Source organism: Prevotella sp. ne3005, from assembly GCF_900110085.1.
Classification (GTDB): domain Bacteria; phylum Bacteroidota; class Bacteroidia; order Bacteroidales; family Bacteroidaceae; genus Prevotella.
In genome coordinates this window covers 128,681-146,427 of the sequence record NZ_FOCK01000006.1, presented here as the reverse complement: position 1 = coordinate 146,427, position 17,747 = coordinate 128,681, and the positions used below count along the sequence as shown (strand labels likewise).

Here is a 17,747-nt window from a genome sequence, read left to right as displayed (position 1 = left end):
TGTATCAGTTGATGATTATTCCTTATTCATTATTCATCCGCATGCTTGTCAAGGTGTTGGTTCCCATGGCATCCTCCTGCTCCATGCGGGCAATCTCCTGCTGTCCCATCTTACCGAGCCACTTGTTGTAGGCCTCGTCGATTTCCTCAATCTTTTGTTGGTAAATGGCCTCACGTTTCGACTCCCAGTCTTCCGAGAGTTGCTCAAAGGCATCCTTCACTTCGTTGGTCTCGTCTTCAGTCATGCCGGCCAGCACCCCTCCCACTTCACCAGTAGCCTTGACCTTGGCAGTTTCCATACGTATCTTACAGTCATCGTAGATCAGGTCGGTGGTCTCCTTCAGAAGGTCGTAGCGGTCGTCGTTCACCTCAGGCATTGTCAGCTGAATAAAGGGCACGTTTCTCATGACCTTTTCCTGTTTCTGGTTAAACGATTCCACCTCCCATTTGTCAAAGGTCTGCTTAAACTCGGGATGCATCATGGCTATACTCTGTGCTATATTGTCCATGTCGTCGGTATAGTTGGGCACAACGATAAACTCGTAGTCGTTTTTCTTGGCCAGGGTAGCCACATCCTCCAGATTGGCCAACGAACCGTCCACATCAACCTTGATGGGCAGTAAGGATGCCTCCTCAGCCTTGATACACAGGTTCATCAAGCGGTAGTTCAGCTGGTTTACAAATCCTGAATATTTCTCTTCTAACGTTGTGTACGCGTTAACGATAGCTCTTTTCATAACTTCTAATCTTTAATTTTTAATGATCACGCCACATCTTCGGCTTTCAGTTTCGCACTCAGCTTGCCAGCAGCGCCAGCACCGGGAACGGCAATGCCGTCGCTGATGTTCGTCGACTTGAACGACGACTTGGCCTCGATATTGTCGATGACGGCCTTCGGTGCCTTCAGGTCGCCCTTCATCTCGGTCTTGCCGTTGATGGTCGTATCGCCGAAGACGCCCGTTTTGCTGCCACCCACATTGGCGTTGCCGCCATCGAGCTGGAGTGCTGCCTTGCCGTCGCCCTGTTGGGCCTCGAAGGTCTTGTCGGCAAAGAGTCCCATCTCTTCGCTGACAGCCTGCAGTTTCTTGCTCTTCACGTCCTTCGACTTCGCGCCCACGTACATCTTCTCTGATACGAGGGTCATCGAACTGCCTGCGGCCAGCTTGTCGTCGGTGAGTTTCTCCTTGTCTACATCCATCGACTTCACGGCGATGGCCTTGGCGTTCATCGATATTGAGCCTGTGGCCTTGCCTTCGGTGTCGGCGGCCAGGAAGTCCATCTTTTCCGAGCGTACGGCAATCTTGCTGTCCTTGGCCAGTGCCTTGGTCTCGAGTTTGCCGTCCTTCACCTCGTAGTCGAGGCTTTCCACGGTCATGTTCTTCGTCTTGATGATCACGTCGCCCTCGGCCTTATATTCGCCACCTGTCAGCTTACCCTGGTCGTCGACCTTGATGTTCGAAGGTCCGGCTGTCGATACCTCTACGGTCTTGGCGGTGATGCTCACCTTGCCGTCGGCCGTCAGCTGTTTCTCTGTGTAGGGCTTGCCGTCGCCTTCGGTCTCGTAGTCTATGGATGCTAATGAGATGTCCTTCGAGAAGAAGGAAACACTGCCGGTGGCAGGATACTGTTTGCCATCGTCCGAGGGTTTGATGGTGCTAAACGAAACGTTTTCCGTATTGACGTTGAGGGCACTGCCTTCCACGAGTGCTCCCTTGTCGTCGAACATACTCACACCCATATACGGTGTTCTCACGCTGATACCGGCATCCTCGTTGGTGTGCAGGTTGCCGTCGCCATCAGTGGTGGAAAGGCTGATGCTTTCTGCGGCAATCGTCATCGAGGCACCTGTGGTGTTATTAATAAAGTCGTCGCCCGTCTTGATGGCATCCTTCTCTTTCTCTAATGCACCCTTCTTGCGGTTGGCTTCTGCCAGGCACGATACGGCATGGATAAAGTTCGATGTGGCCTGATAGAGTGCGGGTAGCAGATGGTCCATATCCTCGTTTATACCCAGGAGTTCATCGGCAACCAGACGCCCTGTGAAGGCACTTGACTCGTTGATCTTGTCTTTAGCCTCCAGCAGTGCCTGCATGTTGTCAAAGAATTTGTCAACAACCTTTTTCTGGGTGTCTACCTCCTTCTCTAAGTCACCGATCTGCTTCTCCAGCAGACTCACTGATTCTTCTATCTCTTCTTTGCGTTGTTCAGCAGATACGGCCGCCTCTAACTGCATGCTGTTGGTGGCATGAATACGGATGCCGCCACGTCCTGCTGGAGCCGGAGTCTGTGAGAATACATCGGTGGCATCGTCGCTCTGCAGCACGATGTCGCAAGCCTGAGATACTATCTCTGAGGTCTCACAAACCACATTCTCATGTCCGTCGCAGCCCGGATCAACGGCTATCTGTCGGATGCTGGGAGCGCGAGTGATAATGGCGCCCTGACTACCGGCAGCTTCAAGATCCACCTCGCTGCCTTTTACGACGACCTTGCCCTTAAAGCCCAACAGGTCGCCGCTGTAATCCACATTGCCTATAATAATCTCCGGGGCGGAGATGACGATGCGCTGATCGTCACGATAATAACAACCACCTTCCAGTTTATTAAAGATGTCTGTCTTGATCTGCTGAACCTCAGCCTTCTGCTTGTGAATCTCCTCCAAGTCTTTCTGAACACTCTGCCGGAATTCGTCCAGCGTCTGTTTCCATTCACTAAAAATATAATCAGCCATAATTATTCCTCCTCACCATTATTAATTATTATCGTTATTACCATCGTTACCTCCAGCACCTCCAGCAGCACCATTGTTAGCGTTAGGATTTTCGTCATTGACGGCGTTAGCCTGTTGGACCACATTTCCGAGACCAGCCAGAGCATCACGTATAGGGGTCATGAAATCACTAATCTTCTGTTCTATGTTTTCAGCCGCGAAATCTTCTTTTTTTAACTTGCCTCCGGAATATTTCGTCTCCACGACTTTATTCATCTCTCCTCCTAATTGATAGGTGGTCTTGTCAGAGAACAGAATCTTACCATCCTTAGCATTGCCCCAGCTGAAATACTCCCTACGGGGCCTGTCGAAATCGATGGCTCTTGGTATACTAGATAAGACATCCTTAACGAAACCAGTGTCTCCCTCGATGATCTTACCATCTGTCGTCAAGCCTTGGAGAAGTCTAGTCCAATAAACTCCAAGTAGTTGTTCTTGCGTCAATAGCTTTTTTTCTGCGGGATTAGCACCATTGACTGGTGCATTGGCTTGAACTGGGGCTTGGGCATTGGCTTGGGCATTGGCTTGGGCATTGGCTTGGGCATTGGCTTGTGCAGCGCCTTGCTGTGCAGCGCCTTGCTGTGCATCGCCTTGTGCAGCGCCTTGTGCAGCTTGGAGAGGGGCGTTGTTCCCCTGTTGATTATTGGCGGCTACTGGTTCGGACGCCTTGATACCCCATCCTTCCAACAGATTCAAAGCCACTTGGCGCTTAAACGCCAGAATGTTATTTTCACTGTCGACTAAATTATTGAGGGCATTTGCATTCAGTTGCTTAACAGCATCGTTATTTCCGGGATCAAACAGTGGACTGAAGATATTGATGTTCTTGAGCTTTTCTGGGTCAAAGCACTTGGTAAGTAATTCAACATAGTCCTTGGGCACGAATTTGCTAAACGAGCTTTTAAAGAAATAAATATCCTGGAACGACTGATAGTTCTTCAACCGCAAGTGGCGCAGATCATCGATGCTCTTCAATAGGGCATTGGCCTTCTCTACGACTTTCTTCCTGCCCTCCTTCCGCCTCTTGAGGACGAGATTTCTGATTTCCTCTTCACTAGCTACATAATTCTTGGGACCGAATGGATGATCATGCATAAAATTAAGTCTATTACGAGCTCTTTCCTTGCAATGTAGATCTATCTCAGAATCATTAGCTATACCTACCTTATCCTCATTGAACTTTAAGTCTGATTCCTTAATCTCCTTTGTGTCCTTATTCCATAATAATTGTATTATTCCATTGTGGCCTATGTAATAATCTTTACCGTTCGAAGCATCCTTCAAATAATCCAATGCGAGCTGTAATTCATGCTTCTTTTTAAGACATACATTATAGAGCTCCCTGTAATTCTTGATCATATGGTCTACACAGGGGGAGATACTGTGGATCATCTGTACGATAGCTGACTTCATCTTAAATGTGCCGGCCACTTTCTCCTTAAATTCTTTCTCCAGACTCTTGGTGCTACTATAAGATGTCAGTGGATAGCCAGCCTTGGCACCGCCGGCTTCGAGTTTCAGGAATCGGTTCGACTGTATCTCCAGCAGTCCCTCCTGCGGTCTGAATCCCACTTCGAGAATGCTTCGAACCAGCGACAGGTCGATGACTCTCAAAACCAGTTCTTGCATCTTTTTGCCCACAATCAGCGAAACATCAGCCAGTACCGATGCACCTACCTCCTTCCAGTCGCCGTTGCCGCGGCTGATGAACTTGTTCTTGATGTTCGTTCCTGAAATCAGTTTCAGGTTGTTGCCGGCCTCGATGGTCACGTTCTTACCCTGAATCTTGATATCGCCGTTTGGCGCACTCACGGAAATGCCCGTAAAGGCGTTGATCTTCACATCGCCCCAGGGCGACTTAATAGAGATGTTACGGCCGTCGGTAGAACCCTTGATGCTGTAGATACCGTAATAGTCGCAAATCTCTGTGCTACCCTCGAAGCGCTTGCTCTCCTTCTTTTCTTCATCATTCAGATTGAAAAGATTGCCTACGGGATCCCTGCCGGGGAACATGCTCTGCAGCATTTTTATACCTGGCGTGATGCTGGCCAGGAAGGCCGTATAGCCGGCACCTGTACCGTCGGTGACGCGCATGCCATTACCTCCAGGACTCATCATCGTGATGCTGCCTGTTCTCAGTGGCGTTGGCGTCTTCTTGTAAACGGCTCCAATCACGTATGGACGCTCGATGTTACCGTTGATGAAGTCCACCAGTACTTTCTCTTGACTATAGTGTCGGCCGTGTACACCAGCACCGTCTGTGGCTGCACTTTGGGCAAACACGAGCCATGGAGAAGCATCATCGTCATCGCCCTGCCACTCAAACTTCACTCTGACACGGTTGGCGCGCAGCGGGTCGTCGGCGTCTGTCACCACAGCGTGCTGTAGCTCCGTTTTTCTCACATGTCCCGTTTCCAGCAGTGGTGGGAAGAAACCTTTATACGTGATGGTCTCTATATTCTTTTTCTTGTCCTCTTTCGTATAGCTCATCATTGCCTTCGATATGCAGGTCGCCTCGTAGTAGGTCGTTAATTCTTTGGGCTGATAGCCCCTGAGCTCTACCACGAGATAGTCTTCGCCAGCCACCTGGATCTGTTGTCCCAGCTTCAGGTTGGGGTAGGTGGTCTGGAAGTTGATGACCATGGCGTCGCGACCGGCTGTCAGCTCCATCTTCAGCAAGTTGGCATAATCCGTAGCATCGAGCAGCGGTTTGAATTCGGAAAACTGGTTGAGCTTGGTCTTGTCGCCATTATATTGGTTTTCGGCTACATCAATTACATTCTTGTCCTTGCTTTCGGACTCGTTATTTTCTTCATTATTCTTGTCAGTGGTTTCAGGGACTACGCTCTTGAAATACTTGTTATTGTACATGTCGTTCTTACCCTTAGACCTTTTTTCTGCCATGCCCCATGCCACGAGGTCGTCGATCACCGTGTTGATGGCCCAGGTGCCCAGCGGCTTGCCGTTGCCGAAGAAGGAGCTGATCTTGCTCATGATATACTTGCTCTGGTTCAGATCGTCGTCACCGAGCGAGTTGATAAGGCCCTTTGCTATGTCAAATTTGTCCTTTGTCATCGGATTATTCAGCATGTTCTCGTCGGCAGTGGCCTGTGGATGAAACTTGCTGCCATCCGATTTTGTCATGGAAGCGTCGATGGCGCAATAGGTGCGGCTGTAGTAATCGTCCACTATTGTCGGCTTGGCGTCGCTGTCGTAGCCTATCTGCAACTGTCCGTCCTCGTAATAGAGAAACTCGCCCCAGCGGTTGGTAGTACGTTTCAGGAAATCGTAGTAGCTCTCGTTATACTGCACCAGATAGGGGAAGATGTGCTCCTTCCCGCCTTTTACGATATGTTGCAGTCTTGGGGAATCAGGTTCCAGATTAATGGCCACTTTTGCCCCATTGTTGTATGGCAGGACATAGTTGTCCTTTTGAGTCGATATGATCTTACTCAGTGTTTTGGCCACAAATGCTTTGCAGTCCTTTTCGATGGTCAACTGGTAGTCTGGGCTATAGATGGTCAGCTTCAGGTAGAGCTCTGTCTTCAGGTAGAGGGGCTCAATTCTCTCTATGTAGTAGTCGTTACATACCGAGAGATTAGTGTCCTTGTTGGCAAAAAGCTCCACTCTCTTGTTCAAAAACGCTCTTTCCACCACCGCCTTCGAGGGCGGCTCTTCTTTGGCCGTCTGCGTGGTCTTCTCTGTGATATGCAACGTAGTGGTAATGACATTCGGGCTATACATCTTTTTGTGAAAGCCGATGTCCTTGATGCTCACCTTGTAATTCTTAGTAGTCGTCTCTTTGCCATCCGTCGCCTCACAACTGATATAGCCCTCCTCACCAGGGGAGCCACTCGTCATTGTCAGGGAGTTTATGCTATTACCATCTTTGTCTACGGGCATTAAGTCCTTATCCCCTATTGGGATAAAGAGTCTTAGTGAAATACTGCTATCTGCCATACCGTTTTATGTTTTAGGATTGTTTTGTGTTATTTTCTTACTATCACGCTGCCGCTGGCCTGATGGGTGGCGAGGATGAGCACCTCGGCTATCTGGACGTGGGCGGGGGCATTGGCAGCGTATACGGCCACGTCGGCGATGTCGTCGCCCGTGAGGGGCTGGATGCCCTGATAGACGGTGGCTGCACGATCTGTATCTCCGTGGAAGCGGATATTGCTGAAGTTGGTCTCCACAAGGCCGGGCTTGAGGTTGGTGACGCGGATAGCCGTCTCGGCCACGTCGATGCGCAGTCCGTCGGAGAGCGCCTTGACGGCTGCCTTGGTGGCGCAGTAGACATTTCCGCCCTTATAGGCCGCATCGCCAGCCACGGAGCCGACGTTGATGATATGGCCGCTGTTACGGCTCACCATGCCGGGCACCACGAGGCGCGTCATTGTGAGCAGACCCTTTATGTTGGTGTCGATCATCGTCTCCCAGTCGTCGAGGTCGCCTTCGTATTCGGCTTCAAGGCCCAGGGCGAGACCGGCATTGTTGACCAGGACGTCGATCTGCTGCCAGGCTTCGGGCAGACTGTCGAGACTGGCCTTGGCCTGCTCGCGGTTGCGTACGTCAAACTCGAGGGTGATGACCTCTGTACCTTTGGCTTTCAGCTCGTCGCTGATAGATGCAAGCCTGGCTGCGTTTCTGCCAGTGAGAATCAGTTTGTCGCCATTGTCGGCAAACTTTCTGGCACAAGCCTCTCCAATGCCACTGGTGGCTCCTGTGATAAGAATGGTCTTATTCATTTTTAGTCAGTTTTTAGTTCTTGAACTTAAATCCTTTGCAAAAATACTAAAAAAAAAGTGTAATCAGCAAAAAAAATAGGAAAATCTTTGGTGTAGTGGGTAAAATAATATAATTTTGCACAGAGAAATCGCGAAAATATTTGTTTAACGTTAAATTTTAAGCTAATGAAGCATCAAAATGCAAGCTTTCTTAAAGCTCTTTTATGTGGCGTGATGTGGCTCGCCGCAAGTGTTCAGTGTGAGAAGATGAATATCTCTGGTGACGCAGACGACGCCAATGTGGTGTTGAGGGTCATGAGTTTCGAACAGACGCCGTTCGCCGCCACGACGCGAGCGGATGTGACTCAGGTGTGTAATCGTCTCAATTTTGTAGTCTTCAGCGAGGAGGGTGAGCGCGTGGAACAGGTCAACCAGGAGCTGGGCGACGCTGGTTTCGGCGCTGGGTATTTCAACTTGGCAGAAGGCTCCTATCAGCTGGCCATCGTGGCCCATAGCTCGGATGGCAATCCCACCGTAAACAAACGTACGGCCAGCAAGCATGAGTCGATAGCGTTTACGAATGCCAAGGGCTATACAGACACCTTCTTCTTCACCCAAAAGCTGGAGGTGGGCGAGGAGCCGATAGACCTGTCTGTAAACCTGAAACGCGTGGTGGCAAAGGTGAGGTTTGTCAATGAGGATGCCATCCCGGAAAAGACCGACAGCATCCGGTTCCACTATACGGGCGGCTCGGGGTCGATCGACGCGCTGACGAGTTATGGCAATGTCCGCTCCGAGCAGTATGCGTGGCGTCATAGGGCGGATTCTCCCTATGAGATATACACCATCCCCTGGCAGGACAACGACTATCTGGACGTGACGATAGAGGCCTTTCACGGGAGCGACCGTCTGACGTCGTCGGTGGTGAACGACATCCCCATCCGAAGGAACTGCATCACAACGTGTCGTGGGCAGCTTTTCAACGGGAAGGTAGGGAAGGTGTCCTTTACCATCTCGGTGGATGACAACTGGGGCACGCCCATCGACTACGAGATTCCCAAATTGGGCTCGCTGAATTGATTCCATAATTGGGCTCGCTGAAATTCCATAAGAAAAGGGGCGCCTGAACTTAATCAGACGCCCCCTTTCCCCTTTGTCATCTCGAGCGCACCCCTTCCTTTGTCATTCCGAGCGCACCCCTTCCTTTGTCATCTCGAGCGTAGTCGAGAGATCTCTACAACCCCATGCACGAGGTGGCACCCAGTGCCGTGAGTACGGCCGAAATCACCGACGCTATGATCTGCAGCGTCCACTTCAGAGTTTCTCTCTTTGACATAAATTCCTCCTTTCCGTCTTTTAGGTTCTACATTGGTGTCATCTCGAGCGCCCTTTTGTCATCTCGACTAAGCGTTAGCGCATGGAGAGATCTCTCGACTTCGCTCGAGATGACAGGGGGAGGGTGTCGAGATGACAGACTCGCTCACTCGCCTGTTCCAGGCGATGCGGTGGCGACTGCGAACGAGCTGATGGGAATCTTCTCCTGGTAGGTTCGCTCCTTGCCGTCGATGACCTTCTTCTTCGACTCCACCACGTAGGCGGCCTTAAACGTACACTCGTCCTTCAGCGCACGACTGGTCAACTTCTCGCCCTTTGAGTTCTCGGGGGTAAAGCGCAGGTGTACGCCTCCAATCAGGTTGTCGAGTCCGAGCGCCAACGACTGTTCTACGGTGTCCTGGGCCTTTCGGTCCGCGGTCTCAATGGTGGGGGCGAACGTTCCGAAGCCATCAAGCTTCACGGGCTGACCCTGGATTATCATCTCCTTCAGACACGCCACGATGTTCTGCAATACGAGCACTGCCATCGGATAGTCCACGAGCTTTCCGTGCTCTGCGAGATGTTTTGCGAAACCCTTCAGGTTCAGGGATTCCTTACTGTCTACCTCAGGGAAATACTTCCCGTAAGAAGAGCTGTACTGATTCTTGTTCTTCCGGAGATTCACCGGAAATGCAATTACTTCACTTGCCATAGTCTTTAATCTTTAAGTTTTAATCTTTTAGCTTTAAGCATTAATCTTGTCATCTCGACTAAGCGTAGCGCATGGAGAGATCTCAGGAGATGTCTCGACTACGCTCGACATGACAGGGAATGTTTAAGTTTTAATGTTAATTACTCTCTCTGCAACTTTCCGAGCCTCCCGCCTGCGCACTGCGATCATCTCTTCTTGTTTGCGAGTACAAAGGTACAACAATATATACCCTTTTCCAAATTTCACCCCCTTACGCGAGTACTTATGTGAACTTATGTGAACTTATGAGTACTTACGTCCGATAAATGCCCATTTTTCTTGCAAAACGCTCCTTTATTTTGTATCTTTGTAGTGCGTTTAATCAATACTATTTATCAATTATGTTTATCTCTAATCATTACGATCAAAACACAAATCAATCGTCGGCCATCGGTCGCATGGAGCTCGCCCAGAGTTACTTTCCCTTCCTTCTGCCTCGCTCTGCCTGGCAAAAGTTCAAGAGACTCTTACGCGAAAATCCAGACCTCTCAGGCTTCGCTAAGCAGCGTCGACGAACGTTTCTTCCTTCAGAGGTAGACACTATCTACCACCACCTGGGGCGCCCATAAAGCGCCCCTTTATTTTACTCCGACTAAACTCGGACTTTACTCCGAGTAAACCGAGACTTTACTCCGACTAAAACTCCGCTCCCCCCTTAGAGCTACTCACAACTCACAAACTCACAAATACTTTTTCGATTCACCAATCTCTCTCTTAATAATTATATATATATTAATTATATTATAATATAATTAATATATATATAATTTAATAAATAGATTAAATTATCTCTACCTCCAATTCTCTCCACCACCACCCTCACCCTCCATAATCACTTTTTCAGAACCATTTGTGAATTTGTGAGTTGTGAGTCTACAGAACTGTAGGAGTTTTCAAGTGTGTTCTTTAATTAAGTATTTGAAATAAATAATAATAGAACGAGTAAACGTGATATTTTTAAAAGACTCTTATCAGGAAGTTATTTTTATAAACTTCTCCGCCTCGGAGCCAGAGCAGACGGCTTGGGGCGGAGTATACTTTATATATAATAGGATTAACCGATTTGGTTTTAGGATTAACCTATAGGAATCAACTTATTCGTTTGTATGTCGTAGTAGACTTTGTGCTTGAAACTTAGTCACAATAAAAGTTCTTAGCCTAATTCATAAAGGCACACAAAAAGAAGCATTTTTCTTTGTCATCTCGACAAAAAGAGTACCTTTGAAGATAGGCTGCCTTATCCCCGATGACAGGAAGAAGGAGTTCATCCATCACACTTACATGGAGATGGTCAGCCAGCGTAACAGTTAGCGCTCGCAGGGATTGCGGGCGCTAATTGCATAAATAGCTATTTATGTGCTTTTATCTTGCCCAACAGGGAAGAGAGTTTCCTGATTCTTCAATATCTCACGGAAGCTTTCTTGATTCTCTCAGCCAGATAATCGCGCACATACTGGGGCGATAAAACCTCTACTTCCTCGCCATACGAGAGCAACTCCTGACAGAAATCATAAGACGGACGTACTCTCACCTCGAAGATGCAGCAATCCTCATGCTGTTCTATCTCGTGCTGTGATGGGTGAAGTGGCAGATGGCGCAGATAATCGTCACGATGATTCTCGCAGAAAACCTTAATCCGGATGGTCTCTACAGGACATTCCTCAGGATCGACAATCACGCCAAAGGCATCCTTGAAATAGATTTCTGCTGAGAAATCCTTGGGCAAGCGAAACTTTTTATCTGTCGTTTCGATTGATAGGAATCTATCAAGTGCCCAGCGCCAAATAGCCTTCTCGCCTTTAGCCTTACCCACCAGATACCATCGCTGGCGGAACACTTTGACGCAGTAAGGTTCAATCAGCAGCGTTTTGATACCCTTCTCGAAGAAGTTGTCATATTCCACTTTGACGACCTTATCCTCCTGCATCGCCTTGACAACCTCCAACAGATAGTCGTTGCCTGAAGGTATATCCTCATAGATAATCCTCTCACTGAGTCGACGACTGCCTTGAAGGATATTGTTCACGGCAAATGAACTAAGCAGCCAATGCTTGATACGATCACTCGAGAGGCTACGGGCATTGTCTATCCTGTACTGATAGCCTCGCGACGCATCACAGATGATGTCAATATCAAAAGTCTCCTCGATGGCACGACGATAGTCATCGAAGGTTCGCTTGGCCAATGTGGTCTTACGATGGTTCAGCGACGAGTACTTCCATCGCTCTGCTATTTCCTTGAATGTAATGCCATTCGTGCTCAACAGCAGATCGAGAATCCAAAGATATTTCTTAAACTGATCCTTCATACATTATTATAACGCATCATCGCTCCCTTTTATTGCGATATTCCACCTCGATTTTCGACTTATACGACTTCACGTTGATCAGATCCTGAAGCGTCCAGTGGCAATGGTCTATCATGTTGTGAACGCCATAGATGATGTTCAGATTTGCCGTCTTCTCGCGATCCATATGTTCATTCCAATTCTCAGGCAGTTCTGCCATATAGAGCATATTCATCTCTGTGTTATTCTCGTTTATTCCGTAAGGCCTGTCTGCTGATTCGAATATCACTTCATGGGCCACACCGTATCTATAAAGACCAGAGTACTCAGGCGTCTGAAGAATCTCAGAAAGGTAGTCACTCATATGGCTACCACACTCCCATCCCTCCATCTCCATATCATCGACAAAGAGCATACCAGTCACATCGAACTCTTTATCGTCAGGACAATTAGCCAACAAATGATTATACGTATCGAATGTCAGATTTCGCATATCGATAAGCGCCTGTTTCATCTTCTCGTTCATGGCCACCAACTTCGTAATGAATTCATCATCCCAGACGATGCTTCGATGCATCAGCTTCCATCGCTCCATCAGCAGAGATTCTATTTCGTCTGAGGTCTTATCATCGTTTGCTCCCTTTTCGTATAGCTTAACGATACGTTCTTCCAATTTTCTAACATCCATATTCCAATCATTCTATCTTATCAGATGCAAAATTAGACCTCAGATACGCAGAAACCCTGCGCACCTAATGAAAAAACCGCGCAACTAAGCAAATAAGATGTTGCAGGAAATTAATCATCCTCATCAGCGACCTCTTTGCCGTTGATGAGTTTCAGCATTTTCGAGACATAACCCTTGTGAGCATAGAGTTGTTTGAATCGATGGATATTATTTGGTACAAATTCTATTCTTTCATCATCAGTTTCATGGATTGCTAAGTCTAATAGTCCAATAATACTCCCTGCCTGTGTTTCCTTAATATTGTAACGTTCTGCAAATGCCTTTCTACCAATACTATAAGTTGTTTGACGTATATGCCACGCGCAGACATTATCGTATGAAACTGCGGACCATTTATTACTAATTATTGAGATAAGAGAATCTACATTAGGAAGTTTTATGTCAAATCCAGGCCATGCTATCATGCTAAAATCTACGTGCCCATTTATGGCTTTTTGAGGAAAAGATGTAGATGAGAAATGAGATATATCTTCCAATATATATTGTTTGGATAACTTATTGATTCTTTTTCTTTCCAATTTATCTTGCAAATGTTGAGGTATAGGATTAAGACATATATCAATAATGGTCCTTTTTTCATTATTGATACCGCCATTTCCATATGGAACAATTTTTCCTATCATATTTTTTGAGACAAAGATAATAATTGCTCACTAATAACAAGAAATAAAGTTGGTATAAAAACAAATATTTGATTATTATTAACAGTTTATCTTCTAAATGTTATTATTTACTAATAAAGAAATCGCTAGTGAATGTTCTTATTAACAACTTGCGCTGGGCCTTGAAGATTCAACTTGCCTGTGTATAATTCATGTTTAATTTCCATCAAAGAGGCAATAAGATCGGCTTTACTCTTCGAATCCTTTATTTTACTATATACATATTTTGAGTAAGCTTCGGTATGACTTGTAATGTGCCGGCTTCCTTTGTAAATACTATTTTTACCATCAGGAAGAAAAATACCATTTTCTGGAGCATTAATATTGATTCCAAATTTATTCAAAATTACTCTTGAGCCCATTGCAGCTTTATCAGAACCTTCGATGACATGATGAGCTGCAGCTCCACCAAATCCTTTGTTAATATTTACCGATTTGCTATCCATAACTGATAACATATTTTTTCGTAGTACATCAGCATTTGGAATTTCTTTTATAATGAGTTTCTTTGGATTATAAGATTTTAATTGAGACATTGTTGGAAATTGGTCGTATGGAGAAATTGCAGCTCGCCTTGTTTTTAGAAGTGCTTCATTTACTGCCTTGGAATATAAAATAGAGTGTTCATTAAGATTATTAATTACAGGCACAATTCTTCCATTTTTGTCCCTTGTCACATCAAGGGCTTTTCTTCCTTTAGGTAGATCTTTTACAGTGAGTTTTGCAGTTTGTTTTGCAGCGAATTTTGCGCCCTTTTTGGAAGAAGCTTTTGTCGTATTTTTTACTATTGCTTTTGAAACCCTTTTTGCTCCACTATTAGCAGCTTCTTTACAACCGACTAAGAAAAAAGGTAAAATTAGCAACATTAGTTTAGTTCTCATAATTTACAATGTTTGAGTTATTTTGTTAAGATCTGTAAGAATCCAAATATCTAAACCATTCATAAAGTCATAAATTTGTTCATGTATGATTTCTTGTGTATTCTCGTATGGCTCGTCTGATGATACTTTATTTATTATCGTATTTATGACTCCATCTATAATAACAGAAATAAAATTAATGTCAACCTTGTCGATTGAGTCAAGAACTGTTTCGGATAAAAAAGAATCTTCACTTTCTTCATCCAAATCAACACGTGCATTGTGATTTCCTATGATGAGTTTTATTGGAGGAATATTTTCTTTGTGGCCATACAGAAAAAGATGTTCAGAGACTAGCATATTAACGTATGCATTGATTCGCTTTTGCAAATAATCAGATATATTCACAGATAGAAATTGTTCTTGGATCTCATCTTTAAATTCTTTTACAAATGTTTCTTTACTGCTGAACATGTATCCCCATCCTGTTTTTATTTTCCCCCAAAATGACGATCGCTCATTTAATATTCTATCGACTTTCTTATTGTAAAGACGTTCCCCTAGTATATGTAACTCTTCTTGGAATTTTTCATTGTTAAGATATTCTTGCTCTTTATACTTTTCTTTTGGAAAAGATTTACCTTTGATTTGTTTATTTATCTCAAACTTATGCCCATCAAGTAAATCAACAATGTCAGATTCTTTATCTTTGTCATATGAATATTTCAAATCTCTAAGGTAATCAGTCAAATCTTCGTTTTCCTCAATAATACCATATTTCATATAAACCAATTCTTTCGGACTGATATTCGTAGATTGGCTGATTGTTTCTAAATCGACATACTCTATAACAAGGGATGTTAATAATTCTGGAAAAGACATCGAATCATAAGATTCTCTATCTTTATCGTTACAAGAAGATAAAAAGAATATGGATAATAACAATATGGAGAGATTTCTAATCATATTGCGTTTAGTAGAAAAAAAATTAGTACGTCTTCAGTAAATCCTCAATGGCGGTCTTCAAGGGAATAAGATCATCATTAATCACAGAGACGATAATGTCTTCGTCGATGTTAGCATACTCGTGAGAAATGATGTTACGGAGTCCATAAATGGCCTGCCAAGGGATTTGGGGATAGGCTGCCAGAGGATTCGCGTCGTTCTTGAGCAATTTGCCTACATGCTCGCCAATCACCTGGAATCTCATCACACACGCATTAAAAGCCATCACACCAGTGGATGAACTCATGAAATCATCGACGCTGGTGCGTCCCTTACTCCATTCTTGGATGAGGTTAATAGACTCCAGGATGTCTTCGAGTCTGTCGTGTATGGTGAGTTGATTGTCAGACATAGATCACGTCTTTTTGGATGTTTGACTTAAAAAGAGGTCTGAGAGAATCGCGGAATCTGACGAGATCGACTTCGCAACCAAAAAGTTGTTTCAAGGCTTCTCTCAATTCGTACATCAGTTGAAGCGATGGTTTCTGCACTTCCACGACTATATCAATATCGCTATTCTCGGTATTCTCGTTTCTGGCAACAGAACCAAAAATACCAAGTTTCAGGATTCCAAACCTCTGTGCAAATGCCACTTTGAAGTCGGAAAGTTTCTGGATGCAGTCTTGAAGTACCAGCATATCTATCCGTTTTATTTGCAAATATAGCAATTCTGCTTGAACCAACCAAACTTTTTGGCTGATTTCTGCAATTTTTCTTATACTATTATCGCTTTTAACGGAAAAGGCAATTAGAAATCAGGTCGGAGAGGTGCGTTACCTAACTCGCCGATTTTTTCGACAAGACTCAAGATCTCTTCTTTCTGTTTAGGGCTTAGTTCACATTGGTCAGCCTCTTTGCTTGCTTCCATCCAGCGTAACATAAAGTCGGCAGCCTCTTCTTTGGTACATGTCAGAGCGATCGACTGAAGTTCCTCCCAGAGGTCACGCATCGTCTGAACGCTCTGTGCAGCCCTCAGCAGTTTCTCTGCATCAGTAACAATCTTGTCAAGTCGCTGTTGCTCATCGTTGGTCAGGTCACCACAATCCGTCAGGTCATCGTGAAGGTCGTTGGGTCGCTCATGTGCAGACTCCCAGTCATCATAGGTGTAAGTATCGACATTTTGTTGCATCGCAGCCACTTCCTTCTCCATCTGGTCGAGGATGTCCTGTTTTGAATCACATGATACCGTTGCCATCATCATCAAGCCGATGGCGAGCCATAATAATTTCTGTTTCATATTGCTACATATTTAATTAAGGTGAATAATCATTGCTCGTTGCTAAAGAAACTACAGATGAACTCACTCAGATAACGACTGCCCTTCAGCAACAGTTTCAGACAGATGATGGGAAGAACGATCATAATGAGAAGCGTATACCAGTGGAAATCCACCAAGTTATAGTTTGACGTGTCTTCGCCACAGATCATTGGTACCCATGCTGCATCAAACACCACAATACCGATACCGAATGTACCGATATTCAACAAGAAAATAATTGTAGTAAGACAACCTTTCATAACTTTACTGCGCTAATATTACGTTTTATGGCGCAAAATTAGCACCTTGCTGCGCAGAAATCCTGCGCAGCTGATTATTTTTGAGTACGCGTCTTTGTATTCGGCATACCCTCAAGGTAAGCATGGCGGCTGAAGAAAGACAAGCCCTTACACCTTTACATTTACCTATTACATTTATTCAGGCGTAGCGGACATACGGGGGCGTTTGTCCCTTCGACTACCAATAAAGGTGTGCCGATGGAGGGCACACCATATAAAAATTATACTGCTGGTTCTATACGCGAACTCTTACGCGGATTCCCAAAACCTGCTCGATGAGATTCTCCAAATAATTTGGAATATCTTTCAGTGCTTTGGTATGAGGCTGCTATAACTCAAATACTGTCCCCAAGGCTCGACGGCGATACTGACAGCGATGGGAACGACCTCTTGTATGGGGTATTAGACGAGAAAAGCGTTCTGGAAAGTGATTTTCCAGAACGCTTTGTATTTAGTCTTTATGTTGTGATGGGGTGTTACTTTTTTTAGGGCCGAATTTGCCACGACCTCCAATAAAACCACCATTTACATGCTCCATCTCTTCCATTGTCAGAGCGCGGGCGCTCATTTCATTCTGCTGTTTCATGATCTAAAATCACGGTGACAGGTCATTGATCTGTTCCCCAAAGATGAGAAATAAAGAACGAGGCTTGCATCCCTGCAGGCCTCGTTCTAGTTTTAATAAACAAATCAACAATGAAAAAGAAATTACTAACCTAAATAACTAAAAACCAAAATCAATATGAACAAATTTTCTGGTGCAAAGGTAAGGGGATTTTGGGCTAATCCCAAAGGATTAACCGATTTCTTGGTTCGTTTGTTGCGACAGGGTGGGTGATTTGCGACAAAAGGGCAGATTGGCCTTTAATTTTGTCCTAAAGAATCTTAAAATCGAAGATTTGGTCGATATTAGTTGGGGGGCTGCTCGATTTGCACTACCTTTGCACCCGGTTAAGCGAAAATCGACGTACTGGGAAAAGCGCATCTCAGTTATAATAGAAATAGTCTGCCCCTCCTAGGGAAGCTAAAATAGATTTTTTAATGGTTAAGGTTAATGGTTGTTGCCCATC

The 17,747-nt window shown here is 45.3% G+C and carries 18 protein-coding genes; 2 read left to right on the top strand and 16 right to left on the bottom strand.

All coding sequences use genetic code 11. From position 1 onward, the window contains the following. Window positions 1-22: 22 nt before the first annotated feature. The 4 genes from BMY16_RS10320 to BMY16_RS10305 are packed head-to-tail and all read right to left on the bottom strand — an operon-like array spanning window position 23 to window position 7,514. Window positions 23-736, bottom strand: coding sequence for a ribosome recycling factor (locus BMY16_RS10320; protein WP_091842229.1), 714 nt, complete (start codon window positions 734-736; stop codon window positions 23-25). 26 nt (window positions 737-762) lie between these two features. Further along, entirely contained in the window at window positions 763-2,730 is a 1,968-nt protein-coding gene (locus BMY16_RS10315; protein ID WP_091842227.1) for a hypothetical protein, read from the bottom strand. 21 nt (window positions 2,731-2,751) lie between these two features. Then, window positions 2,752-6,729 (bottom strand): phage baseplate assembly protein V, encoded by a 3,978-nt coding sequence (locus tag BMY16_RS10310; RefSeq protein ID WP_139207201.1) that lies wholly within the window; start codon window positions 6,727-6,729, stop codon window positions 2,752-2,754. 29 nt (window positions 6,730-6,758) lie between these two features. Next, on the bottom strand, window positions 6,759-7,514 hold the full coding sequence (locus tag BMY16_RS10305; protein ID WP_091842224.1) for an SDR family oxidoreductase: 756 nt from the start codon (window positions 7,512-7,514) through the stop codon (window positions 6,759-6,761). Window positions 7,515-7,679: 165 nt separating this feature from the next. Between BMY16_RS10305 and BMY16_RS10300 the strand changes: the two genes are divergently transcribed. Next, window positions 7,680-8,573 carry a FimB/Mfa2 family fimbrial subunit gene (locus BMY16_RS10300; RefSeq protein WP_091842223.1) on the top strand — a complete coding sequence of 298 codons (894 nt, stop codon included), beginning with the start codon at window positions 7,680-7,682 and terminating at the stop codon, window positions 8,571-8,573. Window positions 8,574-8,727: 154 nt separating this feature from the next. Here BMY16_RS10300 and BMY16_RS15540 read toward each other — a convergent pair whose 3' ends face one another. Both BMY16_RS15540 and BMY16_RS10295 read right to left on the bottom strand, forming a co-directional pair. Continuing rightward, window positions 8,728-8,829 carry a smalltalk protein gene (locus BMY16_RS15540; RefSeq protein ID WP_170836084.1) on the bottom strand — a complete coding sequence of 34 codons (102 nt, stop codon included), beginning with the start codon at window positions 8,827-8,829 and terminating at the stop codon, window positions 8,728-8,730. Window positions 8,830-8,973: 144 nt separating this feature from the next. Continuing rightward, complete coding sequence (locus BMY16_RS10295) at window positions 8,974-9,519, bottom strand: HU family DNA-binding protein (protein WP_139207200.1); 546 nt, start codon at window positions 9,517-9,519, stop codon at window positions 8,974-8,976. Window positions 9,520-9,899: 380 nt separating this feature from the next. On the opposite strand from BMY16_RS10295, the gene BMY16_RS10290 reads away from it, so the two are divergent. Beyond that, the gene (locus BMY16_RS10290) at window positions 9,900-10,127 is read left to right on the top strand and encodes a DUF4248 domain-containing protein (RefSeq protein WP_170836083.1); all 228 of its coding nucleotides are present in this window, start codon (window positions 9,900-9,902) and stop codon (window positions 10,125-10,127) included. Between the two features lie 830 nt (window positions 10,128-10,957). Here the strand turns inward: BMY16_RS10290 and BMY16_RS10285 are convergent. The 10 genes from BMY16_RS10285 to BMY16_RS15940 all read right to left on the bottom strand — a co-directional run bounded on the left by BMY16_RS10285 (window position 10,958) and on the right by BMY16_RS15940 (window position 17,263). Beyond that, window positions 10,958-11,866, bottom strand: coding sequence for a helix-turn-helix transcriptional regulator (locus tag BMY16_RS10285; protein ID WP_091842217.1), 909 nt, complete (start codon window positions 11,864-11,866; stop codon window positions 10,958-10,960). A 16-nt stretch (window positions 11,867-11,882) separates the two neighbouring features. Further along, the gene (locus tag BMY16_RS10280; RefSeq protein WP_091842216.1) at window positions 11,883-12,533 is read right to left on the bottom strand and encodes a hypothetical protein; all 651 of its coding nucleotides are present in this window, start codon (window positions 12,531-12,533) and stop codon (window positions 11,883-11,885) included. Between the two features lie 110 nt (window positions 12,534-12,643). After that, the gene (locus BMY16_RS10275) at window positions 12,644-13,216 is read right to left on the bottom strand and encodes a hypothetical protein (RefSeq protein ID WP_091842214.1); all 573 of its coding nucleotides are present in this window, start codon (window positions 13,214-13,216) and stop codon (window positions 12,644-12,646) included. Between the two features lie 125 nt (window positions 13,217-13,341). Beyond that, a complete protein-coding gene (locus BMY16_RS10270; RefSeq protein WP_091842213.1) occupies window positions 13,342-14,136 on the bottom strand; it encodes an AHH domain-containing protein in 795 nt (264 codons plus the stop codon). Window positions 14,137-14,139: 3 nt separating this feature from the next. Further along, window positions 14,140-15,081, bottom strand: coding sequence for a hypothetical protein (locus tag BMY16_RS10265; RefSeq protein WP_139207199.1), 942 nt, complete (start codon window positions 15,079-15,081; stop codon window positions 14,140-14,142). A gap of 22 nt (window positions 15,082-15,103) precedes the next feature. Then, the gene (locus BMY16_RS10260; protein ID WP_091842210.1) at window positions 15,104-15,472 is read right to left on the bottom strand and encodes a HepT-like ribonuclease domain-containing protein; all 369 of its coding nucleotides are present in this window, start codon (window positions 15,470-15,472) and stop codon (window positions 15,104-15,106) included. After that, window positions 15,465-15,758: a nucleotidyltransferase family protein gene (locus tag BMY16_RS10255; protein ID WP_091842208.1), complete on the bottom strand. Its 294-nt coding sequence runs from the start codon at window positions 15,756-15,758 to the stop codon at window positions 15,465-15,467. Before BMY16_RS10255 ends, BMY16_RS10260 begins: the two co-directional genes overlap by 8 nt. Window positions 15,759-15,868: 110 nt before the next feature. Next, window positions 15,869-16,357, bottom strand: coding sequence for a hypothetical protein (locus BMY16_RS10250; protein ID WP_091842206.1), 489 nt, complete (start codon window positions 16,355-16,357; stop codon window positions 15,869-15,871). A gap of 29 nt (window positions 16,358-16,386) precedes the next feature. Next, the gene (locus BMY16_RS10245; RefSeq protein ID WP_091842205.1) at window positions 16,387-16,638 is read right to left on the bottom strand and encodes a hypothetical protein; all 252 of its coding nucleotides are present in this window, start codon (window positions 16,636-16,638) and stop codon (window positions 16,387-16,389) included. Window positions 16,639-17,128: 490 nt separating this feature from the next. Continuing rightward, window positions 17,129-17,263, bottom strand: a complete 135-nt coding sequence (locus BMY16_RS15940) for a hypothetical protein (protein WP_262987328.1) — start codon at window positions 17,261-17,263, stop codon at window positions 17,129-17,131. Window positions 17,264-17,747 lie beyond the last annotated feature (484 nt).